Raw genomic sequence first — 21407 nt, 5'->3', positions numbered from 1 at the left:
AGTGCCCGAGCACGACTTCGAAATCCCCTACCACGAGCACTACCTGGGCGAGGTTGAGGCGGAGTTCACCCAGGGGTTCGACGACGCGTCCCGCGCCATCACCGTCGAGGGGCGGTGCCCGAGGTGCCACGGGCACACCGCCAGCGAGTACTCGTGGGGCACCCCGGGCACCGGGACCAAGGGGCTGTTCCCCCTCCGCCGCAGGCAGCCGGAGGTGCCCGATCTCCTGCACGGGGGTGAGCACTTCTGCGAGTGCGGTTACCCCCACCCCGACGAACCGGCCGAACCGACCTACCGCGGTTGTGGGGCCAGCTGGCGGGTCAAGGCCGGGACGCCGGCCGAGGCCGGGGGAGACGGGGCGTGAGCACGTCGAACCGGCGCTGGGGCGAGCTGGCCCGCAAGCTGGAGTTCTCCCAGCTGGACGAACTCCGGCGGGTGGCCGAGGGCTGGCGCACCGGCCTGACGGCGCTGGCCGGGTTGCTCGCCGGGCTCGCGGTGCTCAAGGGGCGGGAGAACCTGGCCGACCTGTCCCCGGCGGCGCGGAACACCGCGATGCTCCTGGCGGCCGGGGCGTTCCTCCTGCTGGTGGTGGGCGCGCTGCTGGCCGTGCGCGCTTCGCACGGGTGGGTCGGGACGAAGATCTACCTGACCCCCGAGCGGCTGCGGACGTGGACCGAGGCCGAGGTCGTCAAGGTGCGCGGCTTCCTCAGGGCGGCCGCGGTGTGCTGCGTCCTCGGTGTCGCGCTCGGAGCCGCCGCGATCGGTGTCGCCTGGGTGAACGCGACCCCTCCACCACCCAACCTGGTCAGGGTGAGCACGTCGACCACGACGCTGTGCGGGGAGCTGGTCAGCGCAGGCCCGGGTGGCGTGGCGGTGTGGACGGGGCAGGGGAAGGACCGGCAGCTGCGCACGCTCCCGGCCTGGGCCGCGGCCTCGGTGGCCCCGACCAAGACCTGTCCCTGACCGCCGGGGGCGGTGGCGTCCGGACACCACCGCCCCCGCGTCCCAACGGCGCAGGTCACCGCACGTCGCACAGCGCGTGCTCGACCAGCTCGAAGGCCGGGTCGCCGCGGTGGGCGGGCGCGCCCGGCGCCGGCACCATCGAGTCGGTGTTGATCGACACCACCACGCTGCGCGCGCCGTCGGGGGTGACGCCGTTGCGGGTCATGAAGCCCATGATGTCGCCGCCGTGGGCCCAGTGGCCGCCGCAGGAGTTCGGGACGAACATGATGCCCAGCCCGTACCGGACGCCCGGCCACGCCTGCTCGAACGCCGGCGCGGGCACGGTCCGGCGCATCTCCGCCAGCTGCGCCGGCCGCAGCACCTCGCCGCGCACCAGCGCCCGCAGGAACCGGTTGGCGTCCCCGGTGGTGCTGATCATCTCACCGGCCGCGCCGCCCCAGGACGGGTTGAACGCGGTCGCGTCGATCGCCTCGCCGTACCTCGGGTCCGCCGGGTCGGCCTCCAGCCCCTTCTCGGGGAACCGCTCGTAGCCGACCGCGTGGGGCCTCGGGATGACCGGCGAGGTGCCCGGCAGGGACGTGTCGCGCAGTTCGAGCGGCTCGACGACGCGCCGCTCCACCTCCTCCTGCCAGGAGTTGCCGGTGACCCGCTCGATGACCATGCCGGCCAGGGCGTAGCCGGTGTTGGAGTACTTCCAGCCGGCGCCGGGCGCGAAGTCCGCCGGCACCCGCAGCGCGAGCGCGACCGCCTGCTCCGGCGTGACGGTGTCGAACCGGGTGCGCCGGAAGTCCTCCTCCTTGAACAGGTTCGGCATCAGGCCCACGTAGTCGCGCAGGCCGCTGGTGTGCTGCAACAGCTGCCGGACGGTGATCCTCGAACCGTCGTGCCCGTTGCCCGCGACCACACCGGGCAGCCAGCGCTCGACGGTGTCCTCCAGGGACAGCCGGCCCTCGCCGACCAGCTGGAGCGCGGTCGCGGCCACGAACGTCTTGGTGTAGCTGCCGATGCGGAACTTCGCGTCCCACGGCACCGGCGTCCTCCGGTCCGCGTTCCCGTACCCGCTGCGCACGCGCAGGTCGCCGCGCGGGGTGTCGAGCTCGACCAGCACGCCGGGCGCGCCCTGGGCCAGCAGCGCGTCGGCGTGCCGCTGGAGCGTCCGGGTCCCCGGGCCCGCGCTCGCCGCGCCCGCCGTGGCGACGCCGAGCGCCGCGATCGTCAGTGCCACCGTGAATCGCCTCATGCCTCGAAACTAGGGACCCGGGTGGCCGCGGTCGTCGCCCCTGGACGGCATCTTCGGCTACCCCCGAGGGGGTAGCGCGGGATCAGCCCGCGGGGTGGCGACGACGGACCCGGGGCGCGGCTAGGTTGGCGCGGTGCGCGTCGAACCCAAAGCGATCCGCCTGGACGTGCTGCTGGCGGCGGTGCTGACCGGGCTCACCCTGATCACCGTCAACGACTACGGCGGCGGGCGCGAGGGGCTGCTCGTCCACGTGCTCGCCGCGCTGACCGTGGCGCCCGTGGCCCTGCGCCAGCTCGCGCCGGTGGCGGTGTCGGCGGTCGTCCTGGGCGCGCTGGTGGCCTACAGCTCCTCCGGCTACGGGACCTACCCCAACGCGGGCGTGGGCGCGCTGATCGGCGTGTTCACCGTCGCCACGCTGCGCCCCCGGTACGTGGCCGGGCTGGTGTCAGCGGCGGCGGCGCTGGCCGTGGTGTTCAGCTACGTCCGGCTCGTCCCGGAGATCGGGTGGTCGGAGGTCGCCCAGTCGGTGCTGGTGGTGCTGGGCGCGTGGGCGCTGGGCGAGGGCACCAGGCGCTGGGCGGAGCGCGCCGAGCGGCTGGCCGACCGGGCGGCGCGGGCGGCGGCGGACGAGCGGGTGCGCATCGCCCGGGAGCTGCACGACGTCGTGGCGCACCACATGTCGGTGATCTCGCTCCAGGCGGGCGTGGCGCGGTACGTGCTGGACACCGACCTGGCCACCGCGCGGCAGGCGATCGAGACCGTGGGGGAGACCAGCCGGGAGGCGCTGACCGAGCTGCGCCGCCTGCTCGACGTGCTGCGGGTCGACCACGGCGGGGCCCGCGCGCCGCAGCCGGGCCTGGCCGCCCTGGACGACCTGGTGGAGCGGGCGCGCGGCGCGGGCCTGGCGGTGGAGGTGCGGGTCAGCGGCGAGGCCCGCGACCTGCCGCCGGGGCCGGACCTGTGCGCGTACCGGGTGGCGCAGGAGTCGCTGACCAACGTGCTCAAGCACGCGGGCCCGGCGAGCGCGCGCGTCCACCTCGACTACGGGGAGCGGACGTTCACCCTGGAGGTCACCGACGACGGCGCGGGCGGCCCGGCGGTCGCGTCCCCGACCTCGCACGGCATCCGCGGCATGGGGGAGCGCGCCGAGCTGTACGGCGGGGTGCTCACCGCGGGTCCGCTGCCCGCCGGCGGGTTCGGCGTGGTGCTGCGGCTGCCGGTGGGCGCGGCGTGACCGCGATCCGCGTGCTGGTGGCCGACGACCAGGCGCTGATCCGGGCCGGCCTGGTGGCCCTGTTCACCGCCGCGCCGGGCTTCGAGGTGGTCGGCGAGGCCGCCGACGGCGGGCAGGCGGTGGCGCTGGCCGCCCGGACCGCGCCGGACGTGGTGCTGATGGACGTCCGGATGCCGGTGCTGGACGGCATCGAGGCGACCCGGCGCATCCTGGCCGCCGCGGGCGAGGACCCGCCGCGCGTGGTCGTGCTGACCACGTTCGACCTCCCCGAGTACGTCTACACCGCGCTGGGCGAGGGCGCGGCCGGGTTCCTGGTCAAGGACACGCCGCCGGAGCGCATCCTCTCCGCGGTCCGCACCATCGCCGCGGGCGACATCCTGATCGCGCCGCACATCACCCACCAGCTGATCGAGACCTACGCGCGGCACCACCGGACCCCCGCCGCGGCCGTGCCGGGCCTGGACGTGCTGACCGCGCGCGAGACCGAGGTGCTGCGCCTGGTCGGCAACGGCCTGACCAACGCGCAGATCGCCCAGCGCCTGGTGCTCAGCGAGGCGACGGTGAAGACGCACGTCAAGCGGACGATGGGCAAGCTGGGCCTGTCGAGCCGGGCGCAGGCCGTCGTGGTCGCCTACGAGAGCGGCCTGATCGTCCCGATGACCGAACCGAGCTGACCCACCCACCCCCTCTTATCCCGCCGACACGCCCACCACCGGGTTACCAACCCCCGCGAGTCGTACGTCCAGGACCCCCGTGTCCCACGTTCAGGACGGGTGAGTTCAACATTCGCGCACCCCTTCAGGCGCGCACCGCCGCCCGGCGCTCGACGGCCACCGACAGCCCCGCCACCGCGAGACCGGCCAGGCTCAGGGCCACGCCGACCCACGCGGTCGAGGTGTAGCCCCAGCCCGCGGCGATGGCGACGCCGCCCAGCCACGCCCCCGCGCCGTTGGCCATGTTCAGCGCCGAGTGGTTCGACGACGATGCCAGCGACGGAGCGTCGGGGGAGGCGTCCATCAGCCGCAGCTGCAACGCCGAGGCCAGCACCTGCGAGGTGAAGCCGAGCAGGAACACCCAGGTGATCGCGAACGCCGGGGACGCGGCGGTGAGCCCGAACCCGACCAGCACCAGCGTCACCGCGACCAGCCCGCCGAACACCGTCCCCATCACCGACCGGTCCACGAACCGCCCGCCGAACGTCGCGCCGAGCGTCATGCCCAGCCCGAACACCGCGAGCACCCACGGCACCGCGCCGGCGGGCAGCCCACCCACCTCGGTGGTCAGCGGCGAGATGTAGGAGTAGACCGCGAACATGCCGCCGAACCCGACCGTGCCGGTGACCAGCGCGAACCACACCTGCGGCCGGCGGAACGCGCGCAGCTCGGCGGCCACGCCCGCGTCCCGGGCGGCGGGCACCCGCGGCAGCCACCGGGCCAGCGCCACCGCGGTCGCCAGCGCGACCACCGCCACCGCCAGGTAGGCCACGCGCCACCCGATCCGCTGACCGGCCGCGGTCACCACCGGCACGCCGACCAGGTTGGCCACGGTCAGCCCGACCATGATCCGGGCCACCGCCGTCCCCCGGCGCTCCGCCGGCACCAGCGCGGCCGCCACGACCGCGGCGATGCCGAAGTACGCGCCGTGCGGCAGTCCCGCCACGAACCGGGACACCATCAGCAGCGTCCCGTTCGGCGCCACCGCGGACAGTCCGTTGCCGACGGCCAGGGCGATCGTCAGCGCGATCAGCAGCCCCTTGCGCGGCAGCTTCGCGCCCAGCCCGGCGATCAGCGGCGCGCCGACGACCACGCCCAGCGCGTAGAGGCTGATGGCGTGGCCCGCGGCGGGGATGGAGAGGCCGAACGTCTCCGCCATCTGCGGCAGCAGGCCCATGGTGGCGAACTCGGTGGTGCCGATGGCGAACCCGCCCAGCGCGAGCGCGCCCACCGCCCTGCCCCGGCGGACCGCGGTGGGCTCGACGGTCATGACCATGCGGAGAACTCCTGTCACCTGTCCCGAGTCGACGGTGACCGGACAATTGATTAGCAATCAGAACAATTCTATCGGCCACGCACCGGCCACGCCCCGCCGCGGCCGGGTGCCCCTGCTCACACGGTCGCGCTGACCGCATCCGCGTCCCGGGCGTGCCCGAGCGCAGGGGGCCACGGCGGACGTGAAATCGCCCGGACCGGCCCTACAGCGGCGGGTGCGCGTTCGCCAGCAGCTCCCGGAAACCGGCCGGGTGCCACTGCCCGGCGGGCGGCGTGTTCGGCGCCGCGCCGGACGGGCTGTTCGAGCCCCTGGGCGGGCCGTCGTAGTTCGGGTCGCACATCCGGTCGTGGTTCTCGCCGGGGTAGGGCAGCGGGCTGCTCGCCCCGTCGGACTCGCCCGGCGGCTTCACCCACGCGTACGCGTCCACCCCGGGCACGGGTGAGGCCGCGGGCCGCTCGCCCAGCCCCGCGCCGACCTGGTTGCACCAGTTGTAAACGCGCAGCCGGCGGTCCAGGCGGCTGGTGTCCACGTAGGTGTTGACGTCGAAGGTCCAGTCGTTCGGCCCGGTCGGGCGGTTCGGCCCGCCCCACCCGTTGCGCGAGGTGTCGACCACCACGCCGACACCGGGGTCGAACCCGGCCGCCACCAGCTCGCGGCGCAGCGCCTCCGCGTAGGACAGCTCGTCGACGAACGGGTTCCAGTCCACCCACCGGCTCTGGAGGATCGACTGGCCCCCGACGGTGGTCCTGGTCAGGTGGATCTCGTCCAGCGCCGAGTAGTTCGACGTGTTGGCCACGAACCCGTGCACGTCCGCGAGCGTGCTGCCCGCCGTGCCCGCGGCCCGCACCAGCACCTGGACGAACTCCGCCCGGTAGTCGTCCCAGCCCAGGTGGCCGTGGTGGCCGACGTCCAGGTAGTTGTGGACGTTGGGGATCGCGCCGAGCCGCGCCAGCGCGTACCCGATCGCCTGGTGGTACGCGTCGGACGCCCTGACCTGCTCGCAGCGCAGGGTCGCCTCGGAACGCGGCTGCACGTGCGTGACCAGGAACGGCAGCGAGTTCGGCTCGACCACCGCGACCACCCGCAGGCGGGCGTACGCCGGGTCGCCCAGCACCCGGGCGATCGGGTCGACGAACTCGGCGCGGTAGGCCGGCAGCTGGTCGAAGGTCAGCTCGCCGTTGGTGTTGAGCCGCCCGCAGTCCCGGCCGGGGATGTCGTGGAGCACGACCTGGACCAGGTCCGCGCCCTGGCGCAGCGCCTCGTCCAGGTGGTCGCGCAGGCTCATCCGGCCGTGCGAACCGCTCACGGCGGCGATGCTGTCCAGCCACACGGCCGTGGGCTGCCCCGCCACGGCGGCCCCGCCCGGCTCGGCGGCGGCCCGCGCGGACCACTCGGGGTTCACGTAGGCGCGGGCACCGGCGTACGGGTTGTCCACGCGGCCGGTGGCGCTCGCGGTGCCGGTCAGCCCGAACGCGAGCAGGGCGGCCACCAGTACCAACGGCAACCGTCCGCGAGTGGGAGAACGCATGGTGCTGACCCCCGATCACTGCGTCGTGCACGGGTGGCGGCACTGTCACGGTACAGCGGCCGTGACCGGCGGGATCAGCTCCGAACGGCGGCCACCGCTTGGTCGTAGAGGTCCTCCAGGCGTTGCTCGCCGTCGCTCGCGGCCCACACCCCGACGGCCGTGTCCAGGCACGCCAGGGCGGAGGTGACGATCGCGGTCGGGCGCGGGTCGGGCGGCCCGCCCGGTGCCACGCCCAGCCGGCGCGCGACCTGCGGCACGAGCAGGTCGACCATCCGCAGGTGCTTCTCCAGGTAGCGGGCGCGCAGGGACGGCGTCTCGCGCAGCATCCGCCAGGTCCGGGTGGTCCGGTCGGCGGAGAAGGCCGGGTTCTCGACCAGCACCTGGAACGCCGCGCGCAGGGCGGTCCACGCGTCCTCCCCGGCCGGGCGCGCCTCCAGGGCGGCGAGGACCGCCTCGGCGCTGTCGGCCAGGTTGCCCAGGACCAGGTCCTCCTTGGTGTCGAAGTACCGGAACAGCGAGCGGCGCGACACCCCCGCCTCGGCGGCCACCTGGTCGATCGTCACCCGGTCGAAGCCGCGGTCGAGGAACAGGCGCATGGCCACCGCGGCGATCTCGGTCCGCACGGCCCGTCGGGTGCGTTCGCGCAGGCCGGGGTCGTTCATGCGGGTCAGTGTACGACCGGGCACCGAAGTGCGCTTGTGGCACTGAGTGTCATTAGTGGCGTAGGGTGCGGTCAACCGACCCCAGGGAGCACGTCGTGAGCGCTGTCGACTACCGCGGCCAGACCACCCTCGTGACCGGCGCCAGCGCCGGCATCGGCGTCGAGTTCGCCAGGGCCCTCGCCGAACGCGGCTCGGACCTCGTCCTCGTCGCCCGGCGGCGCGACCGGCTGGAGACCCTGGCCGCCGAACTGGCCGGGCACGGCGTCCGCGCCACCGCGATCCCGCTCGACCTCGGCGTGCCCGGCGCGGGCCGCGCGTTGGCCGAGGAGGTCGGGCGGCGGGGCCTAGGGGTGACGGGCCTGGTCAACAACGCCGGGTTCGGCACCTTCGGCCCGTTCCACGAGGCCGACCCCGACCGGCTCGCGGCCCAGGTCACCCTCAACGCGGTGAACCTGGTGGAGATCAGCCGGGCGTTCGTCGGGCGGCTGCGCGAGGAGGGGCGCGGGGTGCTGGTCAACGTCGCCAGCGTCGCCGCCTACCAGCCCGCGCCGAACCTGGCCGTCTACGCGGCCACCAAGGCGTTCGTGCTCAGCTTCACCGAGGCCCTGTGGCACGAGTCGCGCGGCACGGGGCTGCGCGTGCTGGCGCTCTCGCCCGGCGCGACGGAGACCGAGTTCTTCGACGTCCTGGGCAACCAGGGGGCCGACGGCGGCTTCGGGCGCCAGTCGCCGCGCGCGGTCGTGGACACGGCGCTGCGCGTGCTGGACCGCCGCACGCCCCCGCCCAGCGTGGTGTCGGGCCGGCGGAACCGGGTGCTCTCCGGCGGGTCCCGGCTGCTGACCCGGCGACGCGCGGTGCTGGTCATGGGCTCGGTGAGCGGGCGCGGGTCGAGGTGAGCGGCCCCCGGTCGCCCACCTCCGGCCCCGGGGGTCAGCCCTGCCACACCACCGGGTCGTCCTTGTAGTCGTCGCTGTCGGTGAAGCTCGCCGCGACGACCTTCGAGCCCTCGCGCGCGGCCTGGAGCACGCACGTCTCGTACTTCGCCCCGGCCGCGGTGAAGTCGCGGGCCGCGGTCTCCGACTCGCACCGGTCGGTGTCGCCGCTGATGATCACGCCGGTGCCGCGGCCGTCCGAGCCGAGGCCGCGCAGGCTGACCGAGCTGTAGGACAGGTCGGTGCCGCCGACGTTCTCCACCGTCACCCGGATGTAGAACGGGGTGATGCCCTGGGCCTTGTCGCCGAACTTGGCCAGGTCGGCGTTGTCGCCCTGCTCGATCGCGGTGACGGTGAGGGCGATCGTGCCGGTCTTGGTCGTGCCGTACTTGAAGGGCACCACCGCGCGGTCGCCGACCTCCAACTCCGTGCCGGGCGCCGTCACGTCGCCACCGGCCTCCGCCGCGGCCGACGACGAGGTGGTCTCCGAGGTCTCGGTGGTGGTCCCGGTCGTGGTGGTGTCGGTGGTGGGCTCGGGCGCCGCGGTGCCGCCGGTCTCGCTGCCGCAGGCGGACAGGAGCAGGGCGGCGGCGCAGGCGGCGACGAGCGGGGCGGTGCGGGCGTGCGTCAAGACGGGTCTCCTGGCTGCGCTGGGGATGGCCGGGATGCTAACCCCGGTCGGCCGGCCGCGCTGTCGGTCGTTCGCACCACAACCACGCGCCACGACCGGTCACAGGTCGTCCACGCCGATCAGGCCGTCCTGGATGGCCCGCGCCACCAGCGCGGCCTTCGTCGGCGCCTCCCGCCCGATCAGCGCGTACTTGATCCGGATGCGCTCCAGGTGCGAGTTGACCGTGCTCAGGGAGATGCCCAGGCGCTGGGCCACGAAGTCCTTGGACTCCGACTGGAACCACTCGACCAGCACCTCGACCTCGCGGGCCGACAGCGCGGGCCGGTGGTCGGACCGGTCGCCCGCCAGCGCGCCGGCCAGCGACGGCGGCGTGTACGCCCGGCCCTCCGCGGCCGCCCGCGCCGCCCGCACCAGGTGCTCGGCGCCCTCCGCCTTGGTCAGGTAGCACAGCGCGCCCAGCTCCAGGCACTGGAGCACGATGTCGTCGTCCGCGCGCATCGAGTAGACGACGACCCGCCGCCCGGCCTCCACCAGCCGGCGCAGGTCGCCCAGCACGGGCGTGGGGCCGCCCAGGTGCAGGTCGAGGATCACCACGTCGGCGTCCGCGCCCTCGCCCAGCCACGCCGCCCGCACGTCGTCGCCGCTCGCCGCGACGCGGATCGGGGGTGTGCCCGTGGACAGCCAGTAGGCGACGCCCGCGCGCACCGCCGGGTGGTCGTCCACCACCACCGCGCTCAGCTCGCCCGCCATCGGACCTCCATCCGGGTGTGTTCACCGTACGTGCCGGTTTCGACCTCCACCGGGCCCGGCGCGGTTCCCCCGGGACCCGGGACCGGCGTGTCGGGTACCGGCGTGTCTGGGCCCGGGGTGTCTGGGCCCGAGGTGTCGGGGCCCGGGGTGTCGGGCACCGCGGCGTCGGAGATCACGGCGACCCGCACCTCGGTCCCCGTCCGCAGCAGGCTGACCCGGGCCCGCGCCCGCGCGGCGGCCAGCGCCAGCTCGACCGGTGCGGTCAGCGCGCGCCGCACCTCGGCGGGCACCGGCACCGACGCGCCGCTGACCGCCAGCGACACCGCCACCCCGCGCTGCTCCGCGACGTGCGCGCACGCCGCCACCTCGTGCACCAGCGGGTCCGGCACGTCGTCGTGCTCGGCGAACAGCCTGCGCAGCTGCGTGGCCGCGAGCGCGCACCGCAGCCGGGTGCCCTCGTCGCGGGGGTCCAGCACGCCGTCGGCCAGGTCCGCGAGCAGCGGCAACGTCGTGCCCAACCGCCCGGCGAACCGGGTGTGCAGGTCCTGCTCCCACTGCTCGGCCACGACGGCGCGGGTGGTGGCGCGCTCCTGCTCGGCGGCCATCAGGTCGGCCTGCCGCTCGGCGCGCAGCAGCATCCGCAGGATGACCAGGGTGCCCACCTGGAAGCTGGTCACGCCGAGCAGCACCACCCCGGCGCCGCCGACCTCCACCCGATCGGGCACCCCGGCCAGCACCCACTGGACCACGCTCAGCGCGACGTGCGCGGACAGCGCGGCGAGCAGCACGCCGAGCCGGTCGCCCAGCAACAGCAGCAGCTGCCACCCCACCAGCCCGAACGACCAGTGCGCCGGCCCGAAGTGGTCGTCCGGCGGCAGCGCCCAGGTGGCGATCGCCGAGGCCGCGAACACCGCGACCACCCCGCCGGCGACCACCGGGGCCGGCAGCGTCCGGCGGCGCGCCACCCACCCCGCGCACCCCAGCGTGACCAGGGCGAACAGCGCGTACGCGAGCCAGGCCACCGGGTGGTGGTCGTGGTCGAGCATCGGCGCGAGCCCGAGTCCCGGTTGGATCACGGCCGCGACGGCCAGCAGCACCAGCCGCGAGTTGGCGGTCACGGCCGGGGCCACCCCGCCCGCACCGTCGTGCCGCCCGGCCCGGAGGTCACCTCGGCGTACCCGCCGACGGCCGCCAGCCGTTCGACGATCGAGCCGCGCACCCCGCGCCGGTGGTCCGACACAGCCGCCACGTCGAACCCCCGCCCCTCGTCGGCCACCACCACCTCCACGCCGCTCCCGCGCGCCGCCACGTCGACCCTGGCCCGCCGGACACCCGCGTGCCGCTCGACGTTGAGCAGCGCCTCCCTCGTCGCCCGGACCAGCGCCAACGCCACCGGGACGGGTACCAGCACCTCGTCCCAGCGGGCGTCGACCGCCAGCCGGCTGCCCTCCACCACGGCCCGCAGGGACGTGCCGACGTCCACGTCACCACCGCCCGCCGGGCCCGGCGCGGTCAGCAGCTCCAGGTCGCGGCGCGCGTAGCCCGCGACCTCGGCGGGGTCGGCGTCCCGCCCGCCGACCGCGACCACCAGGAACGTGGCCGACGCCGTGTCGTGCAGCAGGGCCAGGTACTCGCGGTCGCGCCGGTGCCGCTCCAGCGCCACCGCCTCGGCCCGCTCCAGCGCGGCCCGGCGGGCCCGCAGCGCGTCCACCCGCCGGGTGGTGCCGAGCAGCAGCCGGAACGCCAACCGCGCGAGCGAGCACTCGACCACCACGCGCAGCACCGCCGAGCCGTCCCAGCCGACCACCGCGGTGTACACGGCCAGCAGCACGACCGTGGCCGGCGCGGTGACCCTCGGCGACCACTCCCACTGGAGGGTGATGGCGGTGGTGGTGAGCACGTTGAGCGCCCACTGCCCGGTGCCGCCGAGCTGCGCCTGGGCCGCGCACACGGCCGCCACCCGGACGCCCGCGAGCACCAGCGCGGGTCCCCGCGGCCCGAAGTCGGCCACCGCGCCGATCAGCACCAGGGCGAACACACCCAGCGCGGCCGGCAGGGCGTCCCCGGGCAGCGACAGCGCGCCGAAGGCGCTGAGCAGGACGAGGCCGACGCCGCGAACGGGTCCGGCCGACCGCGCGATGGCGGCCAGGAATTCCGCCTCACCCCGCCCCGACACCCCGCGACCCTAACCCGGCCCCTCCGGTGACCCGCGAGTGACGTACCCCCGAACAGCCGGGAGCGCTCCCCTGACAACCGGACAGGATTCCCCCCGACGCCTTTCGCCCGCTCGCCCGATCGGGGTAGACCTCGGGGTATGCGGGCTCTGATCACAGCGGGCGTGGCGGTCGTCCTCCTGGCGGGCGCGGTGACGCCCGCGACGGCCGAGCGGGTACCGGGCGCAGGGGGTGACGCGGGGCGCGACGTCGTGCGGGACGCCGTCGGGTACGTCGACCCCCTCGTCGGGTCGGCGGGCGGCGGCAACACCTACCCCGGCGCGGTCCGCCCGTTCGGGATGATCTCGTGGAGCCCGACCACCACGCGCGGGGACCAGACCAACACCGGCGCCGCCAACGGCTACGCGTACGACGCCACCCGCGTGCGCGGGTTGGGCCTCACCCACGTCAACGGCGCGGGGTGCCACCCCGGCGCGGCCGGCGACGTGCCGATCATGCCGTTCGTCGGCGAGGTCACCGGCTCGCCCACCGCGGACGTGCGCGACGAGGTCTACGCCGCCGACTTCCGGCACGAGGACGAGACCGCCACGCCCGGCCGGTACCGCGTCGGCCTGGCCTCGGGCGCCTCGGCCGACCTGAGCGTGACCACCCGGGCCGGCGTCGGCGACTTCGCCTTCCCCCGGGACCGGCCCGCCGCCCTGCTGTTCCGCGTCTCGAACTCGCTCAACGGCAGCGAGGACGCGGAGGTCGTCATCGACCCCGACCGGCGGACCGTGTCCGGCTCCGTGCTCACCGGCGCGTTCTGCGGGCGGCGCGCCAACGGCGGCGCGAACAACAAGAAGACCTACTACCGCCTGCACTTCACGGCCTCCTTCGACCGCGCCTTCTCCGGCACCGGCACCTGGGTGGACGGCGACCTGCGGCCCGGCACGACGACGGCCTCCGGCGGCGAGGGCTACGAGACCGGCGCGGCCCGGCAGGGTCGGGGTTCCGGCGGCTACGTCACGTTCGACACGTCCTCGGACACCGACGTCCGGATGCGCGTCGGCATCTCCTACACCGGCGCGGACGCCGCCCGGCGCAACCTCGACCACGAGATCGGCGCCCGCGAGACCGTCGACTCGGTCGCCGCCGACGCCCGCCGCGAGTGGGCGCGCCAACTGCGCGCCGTGGAGGTCGGTGGCGGCACGGACGAGCTGCGCACCACCTTCTACACCGCTCTCTACCACGCCTTCCTGCAACCCAACGTGACCAGCGACGTCGACGGCGCCTACCTCGGCGGCGACCGGCGGGTGCACCGCCTGGAACGCGGCCAACGCGCGCAGTACGGCAACTTCTCCGGCTGGGACCAGTACCGCGCCCAGACCCAGCTGCTGGCCCTGCTCGAACCGCGCGTCGCCTCGGACTACGCCCAGTCCCTGCTCAACCTGGCCCGCCACAACGGCGGCGTGTGGGACCGGTGGGTGCACGTCAACGGACCCACGCACGTGATGACCGGCGACCCGTCCGCGCCCGCGCTGGCGGGCATGTACGCCATGGGGGCGCGGGACTTCGACGTCCGGGGCGCGTTCGAGTCGCTGGTCCGCCAGGCCACCGTGCCGCACCCGGACGGCCTGTCCGACAGGGGCTGCCCCGGCCAGTGCGAGGGGCAGCGCCCGAACCTGGCCGAGTACCTGCGCCTGGGCTACGCGCCGCAGGACACCTGCCACTGCTGGGGCGGGGCGGCCGAGACGCTGGAGGACGCGGCGGCGGACTTCGCGCTGGCCGACTGGGCCGCGCGGCTCGGGCGGACCGACGTGCGCGACGCCCTGCTGCCGCGGGCGAGCTGGTGGCGCAACACGTTCAACCCCGCCGCGGGCGACACCGGGTACCAGCAGGCGCGGAACTCGGACGGCACGTGGACGTGGCCGTTCAGCCCGTCGTCGGACCTCGGTTTCGCGCAGGGCACCAGCGCCACCTACACGTGGATGGTGCCGCACGACGTGTCCGGCCTGGCCGCGGCGATGGGCGGGCGGGAGCAGGCGGTCCGGCGGCTGGACGCGTTCTTCCGCGACCCGGACGGCTCGTGGGCCACGGGCGGGGACCCGCTGCGCTACGACCCGACCAACGAGCCGGGCATCCACACCCCGTGGCTCTACAACGGTTTGGGGCAGCCGTGGAAGACGCAGGAGACCGTGCGCGCCATGGCCTCGCTGGTGTACCGCACCGGTCCCGCCGGGCTGCCCGGCAACGACGACCTGGGCACCATGTCGGCGTGGTACGTGTTCGCGGCGCTGGGCCTGTACCCGCAGACGCCGAGCCGGGCGGAACTCCTCATCTCCAGCCCCGTTTTCCCCTTCGCCCGCCTCGACCGGCCCGGTGGTGCGGACATAACCATCAAGTCCCCCAACGCATCCCCCACGAATGTGTACATCCGCTCCGTCGAGGTTGACCGACGATCACATCCCGCGTCATGGTTGTCCGAGAGGTTCGTGACACGTGGCGGAGAACTGGTCGTGGATGTGGGCGACACCCCGAACACGTCCTGGGGCAAGGACAACGTGCCCGTCGACCACGTGCGGCCGGCCAGTGGGCCGGTGCCGAACCTGCCGGCAGCGTGCACGGCCTCCGGGTCGTGGTGCGCACAGGACCTGGGAGGTCAGTACGATGTGGACGGTGCGGCGACCGCGGACGCCAAGCAGCAGGGCGATCTCGACGGCAAGGGCTGGAGCTTCCCCGCCGAGCAGCTGCCGGCACCCGGCACGCGGTCGGTGGACGACGTGGCCGCCACCGTGCCGGACACGACCGGCACGGCCCGGAACTTCCTCACCGCCCGGGGTCAGCGACTGCACCTCACCCCGGGCCGCTACCGCAGCCTGGAACTGCTGGCCACCGCCGTCAACGGCGACCAGCGCCTCACCCTCACCACCTCCTACGCGGACGGCGGGGTCACCGAGACCGCCCTGTCGATCACGGACTGGGCCGCACCGGCCGCGCGCCACGGCGAACGCCCCGCCGTGACCGCGACGACCCGCTACCGCACGGACGGCACGGCGGACGGGCGCACCGCGCGGATCTGGCGGCTGACCGTGCCGCTGGACGCGTCGCGCGAGGCCACCTCGCTGGTGCTGTCCGCGAACGCCAACGCGAAGGTGTTCGCGCTCAGCACGGGCATGCCCTGACCTGCCCCCCGGCTCCTGCCGCTTCCTGGGGCTCCCGCCGCCCCCGGGTTTCCGCCGCCCCCAAGCTCCCGCCGAGACCGTCCGTCCCATCCCACTACGACTTTCGTCAGGGGTGATCCTGGTCGATCGCCCCATGCCCCGAAAGGAGCTGGTTCCTACGTTCTCCCCGTGAGATCAACCCTTCTCGGCCTGGTGGTAGGGCTCGTGGCAGTCTTCGCCCCACTGCCGGCCGCACACGCCGAACCGACCACGTTCGACGCGGACCGGGCCGACGCCTACCTGGCCGAAGCCCTGCGCGACACCGGCCTGCCGGGTCTGTCCGCCGTGGTGACCCGGGGCGACCGGGTCGTGCACGCCGCGGGCTACGGGCACGACTCGGAGGGCAACCCGGTCACCGCGGACACCCCGATGCGGGTGGCCTCGCTCAGCAAGTCGTTCACCGCCCTCGCGGTGATGACCCTGGTCGAGGACGGCCGGATCGCGTTGGACGAGCCGGTGGCGGAGCAGTTGCCCGGGTTCACCATGGCCGATCCGCGGTACGGGCGGGTGACGGTGCGGCACCTGCTCAACCAGACGTCCGGGTTCTCGGACACCACCGTCGACGTCGACGCGCTGGCGGGCTCGTCGTCGCTCGCGGCGTACGTGACCGGGCTGGCGGGCCAGTCCCTCGCGGCCGACCCCGGCACCCGCTACCGGTACTGCAACGCGAACTACGAGGTCGCGGCGCGGCTGGTGGAGGTGGCGAGCGGTCGGGGGTTCGCCGAGTACCTGCGGTCGGAGGTGTTCGGCCCGCTCGGCATGGACCGCAGCGGGGTGTCCTCGGCCGAGGTGCGCCCGGTCGACGGCCACCTCTCGCTGTTCGGGGTGTGGCTGCCGCGGGCCGAGCTGCCGGGCTTCCACGCCTCCGGCGGCGGGGGCGGCGTGGTCACCACCGCCTCGGACCTGGGGCGGTGGCTCGCCTCCCAGACCGGCCACGGGGTGCCGCTGGTGTCGGCGGACGGGTTGCGCGCACTGCACACCCCGTCGTCGGTGGCCGGCTACGCCATGGGCTGGGGGCCGGACGAGGAGCTGGGCGTGCTCGCGCACTCCGGGAACCTGTTCACCTACACGGCCGCGCAGGCGATCGACCCGGACACCGGCTACGGGTTCGCGGTGCTGACCAACAGCGCCGCGCTCTACGACGACACCTACGCCGTGGTCGAAGGGCTCGTGGCGATCAGCCGGGGACGGGAGCCAGGCGGGGTCGGCGGCGAGCGGCAGGTGATCGAGCTGGTGCTGGGCCTGATCGCCCTGGCCGCGATCGCGCTCGGCGTCCTGGGCGTGCGGCGCGCCGGGGCGTGGGCGCGATGCCGCGCGGGCGCGCCGACGTGGCGGGCGGCGCTGCGGTGCCTCCCGGCGCTGCTGCCCGCGCTCGTCCTCGCCGCCTTCCCGGACCTGCTGTCCGCGCTGATGGGCGGCCGGGCCGTCACGTGGGCGCAGCTGACCTACTTCCCGCTGCCCCTGACGGTCACCGCGGCGGTCGCGGCGGTGGCGGGCGCGCTGGTCGTGGTGGTCCGAGCCGGGAGGCTGCGCTCGTCGCGCGGTGCGGTCCCCGCGGCCTGACAGACTGCGCGGGGAGGAGGCCGGATGAGGAACGGCGTGGCGCTGGCGGTGCTCGCGACCGCGTGCCTGGTCAACGGTCTGGCGACGGACGCGCTGCCGGTGTGGCGGCAGTTGCTGTTCGTGGTCCTGGCGGTCCTCGCCCACCTCCACGGGCGGCACCTGCCGGTGAGGTACGGGGGAGCGGTGCTCGCGGCCGTGGGCGTGGTCGGCGCGGGGATCGCGGCGGTGCGGTTCTGGGAGGGCTTCGGCGCGCTGGCGTGCCTGGGCCTGTTCGTGGTGCTGCCGAGGCTGGCCGGGCTGTTCCGGCGGCAGCAGGTCGAGCTGGTCGAGGCGGGACGGCAGCGGATCGCCCAGCTGGAGCGCGAACGGGAGTGGGTGGCCGAGCGGGCGAGGCTGCGGGAACGCGGTCGCATCGCCGCGGACGTGCACGACTCTCTCGGCCACGAACTGGCGCTGATCGCCCTGCGCGCGGGCGCCCTGGAGCTGACCGCCGACACCGGGCGCGGCCGGGAGTCGGCCGCCGAACTGCGCCGGGCGGCGGTCACCGCCACCGACCGGCTCCGCCACGCGGTCGGCGTGCTGCGCGAGGGCGCGACCCCGGTGGAACCCCCGGACGAGGACGTGGCGGACCTGGTGTCGCGGGCCCGGCGCGCGGGGCTCCGGGTCACCCTGACCGGCTCACCGGGTCCGCTGCCCGCGCTCGTGGACCGGGCGGTGCACCGGGTGGTCCGGGAGGCGCTGACCAACGCGGCCCGGCACGCGCCGGGCGCGCCGGTGGACGTGCGGACCACGCGTGAGGGGGCCGAGGTGGTGGTGACCGTCGTGAACCCGCTGGGCCCTGCGCAACCGGACAACCCCGACCGGGCGGACCGGGTGGACGGCAGCGGGTTGGCGGAACTTGCCGAGCGCGTGCGGTTGCTGGGCGGCACGGTGCGCGCCGGCGCAGCGGGTGACCGGTTCACCGTCACCGCCCGCCTGCCGGTCGACGCCACCGCCGAGCGGGGTGTCGAGGGGCGGGGTGTTGCCGAGCGGGGTGTCGAGGGGCCGGTTGTTGTGGAGCCGGGGGTTGCAGGGCCCGGTGTTGTCGAGCCGGGTGTCGCGGAGTCTGGTGTCGCCGAGCGGGGTGTCGCGGAGCCGGGTGTCACGGAGCCCGGCGTGGGGAGCGCCAGGTGATCCGAGTCCTGCTGGTCGACGACGAGGCGGTGGTCCGAGCCGGGGTGCGGGCCATCCTGGGCACGGACCCCGAGATCGAGGTCGTGGCCGAGGCGGGTGACGGTCACGAGGCCGTCGACCTGGCCCGCCGCCACCGGCCGGACGTCGTGCTGCTCGACATCCGGATGCCGCGCCTGGACGGCCTCGCCGCCCTCCCCGAGCTGCGCCGCGCCGTGCCGGGGGTCGCGGTGGCCGTGCTGACGACGTTCGACGAGGACGAGTTCGTGGTCCGGGCGCTGGGTGACGGGGCGAACGGGTTCCTGCTCAAGGCCGCCGACCCGCGCGAGTTGATCATCGGCGTGCGGGCGGTGGCCGAGGGCGCGGCCTACCTGTCGCCGAGGATCGCCCAGCGGCTGGTGGCCGAGCTGCGCGGAGACCGGCTGTCCCGCCCCGACGCCGCCCGCTCGCGCGTCAGCGCGTTGACCGCCAGGGAGCGGGAGGTGCTGGCGCTGCTCGGGGAGGGCTTGCCCAACCAGGCCATCGCCCGTCGCCTGACCCTGTCGGAGGGGACGGTCAAGGCGCACGTGAGCGCGATCCTCCAGACCCTGGAGGTGGGGAACCGCACGCAGGCGGCGATCCTCGCCCACGAGGCCGGCCTCACCAGGTGAGAAGCCGCCCGGCACCCCACCCGACACCCACCCCCGGGCATCCGCCCGGCGAGGCCCGCACCCCACCCTGACCGGCCTCATCCGACCCCGGGCCGTCCTCCTCCGACGAGGTAGCCGTGCAGCGCCGCCGCCGCTTCGAGCATGACCGCCGCGTGGGCGGCCAACTGCGCTTCCCGGTCCGCGATGGCGGCCCGCAGCGCCTCGGTGCTCCCGGCCTCCCGGAACTGGTCCATGATCGGCTTGATGCGCGGCAGCGGGTAGCGCGCCTGGCGCAGCATCGCCACCAGTCGCGCGTCGCGCACGTCCGCCGTCCCGTAGACGCGGTGCCCGTCCGTGGTGCGGTCCGGGGCGAGCAGACCCGCCGCCTCCCACACGCGCAGCGCCGACGACCGCACGCCCAGCCTCGCGGCCAGCTCACCCACGCGCAGACCGGCCCTGGGCACGGTGTCCGGCGGCCGCCCGGCCACGGCCGCCAGCGCCTCGGCGGTCGCCTTGAGCGCTCCGCGTCGCTCGTGCGCCGCCGCGTGCGCCGCGTCGACCGCCGCCAGGGCCGACACCTCGTCACCCGCGTGCACCGCGCGCATGATGGTCCCGGCCGCGGCCCAGCCGTAACCGCGGCCGAGCAGGCGGTAGGTCAGCAGCGCCTCGCGGTGCCGCCGGTCGAACACCCGGTAGCCCGCGGGGGAGCGCTCGGCCGGGGGCAGCACGCCCGCGGCGAGGTGGTTGCGGACCTGCTGGGTCGAGATGCCCGCCGCGCGGGCGAGGTCCACCGGGCGCAGCGGAGCCTCCTTCAACGACGATTTGAGGGTTCCGACGAGAAAGCCACCGGTGGGTCCCACCGGCTTCTTCCCAAGTCTCAACAGAGTACTTCAACGATACGGTTGAAGGTGTGACAGTTGCCGATGACCGGGGCGAACGCCCTGTCGTGGAAACGCGCGGCCTGCGCATGCGCTACGGGTCGCGGGACGTGGTGAACGGGGTCGACCTGACGGTCGCCGAGGGGGAGGTGGTGGCGCTGCTCGGCCCGAACGGGGCGGGCAAGACGACGACGATCGAGGTCCTGGAGGGCTTCCGGAAGCGGTCGGCGGGCGAGGTGCGCGTGCTGGGCGTCGACCCGGACCGGGGGGACGAGGCGTGGCGGGCGCGGCTGGGCGTGGTGCTCCAGTCCTGGCGCGACCACGGGCGGTGGCGGGTGCGGGAGCTGTTGTCCTACCTGGGGATGCTCTACGAGCCCTACCGCGCGGACGTGCTGGGCGCGGACGAGCTGCTGGCGCTCGTCGGGCTGACCGACCACGCGCGCAGCCGGGTCGCCACCCTGTCCGGCGGCCAGCGGCGTCGGCTGGACGTGGCGGTCGGCCTGGTCGGTCGCCCGGACCTGCTGTTCCTGGACGAGCCGACGGTCGGGTTCGACCCCGAGGCGCGCCGCGGGTTCCACGAGCTGCTGGGGCGGCTCCAGGGCACCGCGGTCCTGCTCACCACGCACGACCTGGCCGAGGCGGAGAAGCTGGCCGACCGGATCGTGGTCCTGGTGGCGGGCCGGGTGGTCGCCGACGGCACCGCGGCGGAGCTGGCCGCGCGCATCGCGGGCGAGGCCGAGGTGCGCTACCGGCTGCACGGCGAGGAGCACGTGCTCTCCGTGGCCGACTCCACCGACTACGTGCGCGAGCTGTTCGCCGAGCACGGCCGGGCGGTCGACGACCTGGAGGTGCGCCGGGCGAGCCTGGAGGACGTGTACCTGGCGCTGGTGCGCGAGTCCGAGCCGGTGGGCGCGTGAACGCCCGGGTGGTGGCCGTGCGCGCGGGCCTGCGGCGGGGGCGGATCGAGTTCACCCAGACCATGACCAACGCCGGCGAGCTGATCGGCTGGCTGTGGCTGCCCGCGGTCGCGCTGGTGGTGATGCTGGTGATCGGGGACAGCCCGGTGCCGGGGGTGGACTTCCCGCTGGGCGCGCAGGCGGTTCCCGGCGTCCTCGGGATGAACGTCGTGTTCACCGGGCTCCTGGGGGTGGCCATGGCGCTGCTGATGGACCGGGAGGACGGCACGCTGCTGCGCGCCAAGGCCACGCCGAACGGCCTGTTCGCCTACGTCCTGGGCAAGGTGCTGGGCAGGGCCGCGACGACGGTGGCGGTGCTGGCGATCGTGCTGGTGCCGGCGGTGCTGCTGTTCGACGGCCTGGCGCCCGGCCGGGTGTGGACGTGGGTGGCGCTGGCCTGGGTGCTGCTGCTGGGGCTGCTGGCCACGCTGCCGCTCGGCGCGGTGCTGGGCGCGGTGTTCGGCGGCACGCAGTCGCTGAGCTTCGTCACCCTGCTGATCATGGTCCTGGTGGCGGTGTCGGGCGTGTTCTACCCGATCACCGCGCTGCCCGGCTGGGTGCAGTGGGTGGGCCAGGCGTTCCCGGTCTACTGGCTGGGCCTGGGCCTGCGGTCGGCGCTGCTCCCGGACGCGCTGGCGGCCGCCGAGGTCGGCGGTTCGTGGCGGCACCCGGAGACGGTGGTCGCGCTGGGCGCGTGGGCGGTCGTGGGGTTCGCGCTCGCGCTCGTGGTGCTGCGCCGGATGGCGCGGCGGGAGTCCGGCTCGTCGGTGGAGTCCCGCCGGGAGCAGGTCGCCCGACGCCCGGCCTGACCGTCCCCGGCAGACGGTCCGGAGCCGACCGCCCGTGCCTGACCGGTCCGGACCTGACCGCCCGTGCCGACGGTCCGGACCCGACCGTCCCCGCCTGAC

Annotated in this window: 20 protein-coding genes; 11 read left to right on the top strand and 9 right to left on the bottom strand. The window is 75.1% G+C overall.

The features are described from left to right. Window position 1 precedes the first annotated feature (1 nt). Together Q5530_RS21565 and Q5530_RS21560 are read left to right on the top strand one after the other, a co-directional pair. A complete protein-coding gene (locus Q5530_RS21565) occupies window positions 2–364 on the top strand; it encodes a hypothetical protein (RefSeq protein WP_415364563.1) in 363 nt (120 codons plus the stop codon). Further along, window positions 361–963 (top strand): hypothetical protein, encoded by a 603-nt coding sequence (locus Q5530_RS21560; RefSeq protein ID WP_415364562.1) that lies wholly within the window; start codon window positions 361–363, stop codon window positions 961–963. Before Q5530_RS21565 ends, Q5530_RS21560 begins: the two co-directional genes overlap by 4 nt. A 55-nt stretch (window positions 964–1018) precedes the next feature. On the opposite strand, the gene Q5530_RS21555 is transcribed toward Q5530_RS21560, so the two are convergent. Next, on the bottom strand, window positions 1019–2203 hold the full coding sequence (locus Q5530_RS21555) for a serine hydrolase domain-containing protein (RefSeq protein ID WP_415364560.1): 1185 nt from the start codon (window positions 2201–2203) through the stop codon (window positions 1019–1021). A gap of 133 nt (window positions 2204–2336) precedes the next feature. Between Q5530_RS21555 and Q5530_RS21550 the strand changes: the two genes are divergently transcribed. Further along, complete coding sequence (locus Q5530_RS21550; protein ID WP_415364559.1) at window positions 2337–3437, top strand: sensor histidine kinase; 1101 nt, start codon at window positions 2337–2339, stop codon at window positions 3435–3437. Beyond that, window positions 3434–4111 (top strand): response regulator, encoded by a 678-nt coding sequence (locus Q5530_RS21545; protein WP_415364557.1) that lies wholly within the window; start codon window positions 3434–3436, stop codon window positions 4109–4111. Before Q5530_RS21550 ends, Q5530_RS21545 begins: the two co-directional genes overlap by 4 nt. Window positions 4112–4235: 124 nt before the next feature. Here the strand turns inward: Q5530_RS21545 and Q5530_RS21540 are convergent, their stop codons facing one another. From Q5530_RS21540 to Q5530_RS21530, 3 genes are all read right to left on the bottom strand, one after another. Further along, window positions 4236–5426 carry an MFS transporter gene (locus Q5530_RS21540; protein ID WP_415364556.1) on the bottom strand — a complete coding sequence of 397 codons (1191 nt, stop codon included), beginning with the start codon at window positions 5424–5426 and terminating at the stop codon, window positions 4236–4238. A 202-nt stretch (window positions 5427–5628) separates the two neighbouring features. Beyond that, window positions 5629–6930, bottom strand: a complete 1302-nt coding sequence (locus tag Q5530_RS21535; protein WP_415364554.1) for a glycoside hydrolase family 6 protein — start codon at window positions 6928–6930, stop codon at window positions 5629–5631. A gap of 98 nt (window positions 6931–7028) precedes the next feature. Then, window positions 7029–7616, bottom strand: coding sequence for a TetR family transcriptional regulator (locus tag Q5530_RS21530; protein WP_415364553.1), 588 nt, complete (start codon window positions 7614–7616; stop codon window positions 7029–7031). Window positions 7617–7711: 95 nt separating this feature from the next. Between Q5530_RS21530 and Q5530_RS21525 the strand changes: the two genes are divergently transcribed. Beyond that, window positions 7712–8512 (top strand): SDR family NAD(P)-dependent oxidoreductase, encoded by an 801-nt coding sequence (locus Q5530_RS21525; protein WP_380636961.1) that lies wholly within the window; start codon window positions 7712–7714, stop codon window positions 8510–8512. Window positions 8513–8546: 34 nt separating this feature from the next. Here the strand turns inward: Q5530_RS21525 and Q5530_RS21520 are convergent, their stop codons facing one another. From Q5530_RS21520 to Q5530_RS21505, 4 genes are all read right to left on the bottom strand, one after another. Next, a complete protein-coding gene (locus Q5530_RS21520; protein WP_415364551.1) occupies window positions 8547–9179 on the bottom strand; it encodes a hypothetical protein in 633 nt (210 codons plus the stop codon). Between the two features lie 99 nt (window positions 9180–9278). Next, window positions 9279–9929: a response regulator gene (locus tag Q5530_RS21515; RefSeq protein ID WP_380636964.1), complete on the bottom strand. Its 651-nt coding sequence runs from the start codon at window positions 9927–9929 to the stop codon at window positions 9279–9281. After that, window positions 9914–11047 carry a hypothetical protein gene (locus tag Q5530_RS21510; RefSeq protein ID WP_415364550.1) on the bottom strand — a complete coding sequence of 378 codons (1134 nt, stop codon included), beginning with the start codon at window positions 11045–11047 and terminating at the stop codon, window positions 9914–9916. The genes Q5530_RS21515 and Q5530_RS21510 overlap by 16 nt, the downstream gene beginning before the upstream one ends. Continuing rightward, complete coding sequence (locus Q5530_RS21505) at window positions 11044–12105, bottom strand: sensor histidine kinase (protein ID WP_415364549.1); 1062 nt, start codon at window positions 12103–12105, stop codon at window positions 11044–11046. The genes Q5530_RS21510 and Q5530_RS21505 overlap by 4 nt, the downstream gene beginning before the upstream one ends. Window positions 12106–12243: 138 nt before the next feature. Here Q5530_RS21505 and Q5530_RS21500 point away from each other — a divergent pair, with 138 nt between their 5' ends. From Q5530_RS21500 to Q5530_RS21485, 4 genes are all read left to right on the top strand, one after another. Beyond that, on the top strand, window positions 12244–15264 hold the full coding sequence (locus Q5530_RS21500; protein ID WP_415364548.1) for a GH92 family glycosyl hydrolase: 3021 nt from the start codon (window positions 12244–12246) through the stop codon (window positions 15262–15264). A gap of 204 nt (window positions 15265–15468) precedes the next feature. After that, window positions 15469–16866, top strand: a complete 1398-nt coding sequence (locus Q5530_RS21495) for a serine hydrolase domain-containing protein (protein ID WP_415364546.1) — start codon at window positions 15469–15471, stop codon at window positions 16864–16866. Between the two features lie 24 nt (window positions 16867–16890). Then, a complete protein-coding gene (locus tag Q5530_RS21490) occupies window positions 16891–18039 on the top strand; it encodes a sensor histidine kinase (RefSeq protein WP_415364545.1) in 1149 nt (382 codons plus the stop codon). Beyond that, entirely contained in the window at window positions 18036–18686 is a 651-nt protein-coding gene (locus Q5530_RS21485) for a response regulator (protein WP_415364543.1), read from the top strand. Before Q5530_RS21490 ends, Q5530_RS21485 begins: the two co-directional genes overlap by 4 nt. Window positions 18687–18763: 77 nt before the next feature. Here Q5530_RS21485 and Q5530_RS21480 read toward each other — a convergent pair whose 3' ends face one another. Next, entirely contained in the window at window positions 18764–19480 is a 717-nt protein-coding gene (locus Q5530_RS21480) for a MerR family transcriptional regulator (protein WP_415364542.1), read from the bottom strand. 152 nt (window positions 19481–19632) lie between these two features. Between Q5530_RS21480 and Q5530_RS21475 the strand changes: the two genes are divergently transcribed. Both Q5530_RS21475 and Q5530_RS21470 read left to right on the top strand, forming a co-directional pair. Beyond that, a complete protein-coding gene (locus Q5530_RS21475; RefSeq protein WP_415364583.1) occupies window positions 19633–20460 on the top strand; it encodes an ABC transporter ATP-binding protein in 828 nt (275 codons plus the stop codon). Then, window positions 20457–21308, top strand: coding sequence for an ABC transporter permease (locus tag Q5530_RS21470; RefSeq protein ID WP_415364540.1), 852 nt, complete (start codon window positions 20457–20459; stop codon window positions 21306–21308). Before Q5530_RS21475 ends, Q5530_RS21470 begins: the two co-directional genes overlap by 4 nt. Window positions 21309–21407: the final 99 nt, after the last annotated feature.

The organism is Saccharothrix sp. BKS2 (genome assembly GCF_047689505.1).
Lineage (GTDB): Bacteria > Actinomycetota > Actinomycetes > Mycobacteriales > Pseudonocardiaceae > Actinosynnema > Actinosynnema lopnurensis.
The sequence above is the reverse complement of the archived record's forward strand: the minus strand, read 5'-3'. Positions and strand labels throughout refer to the sequence as shown.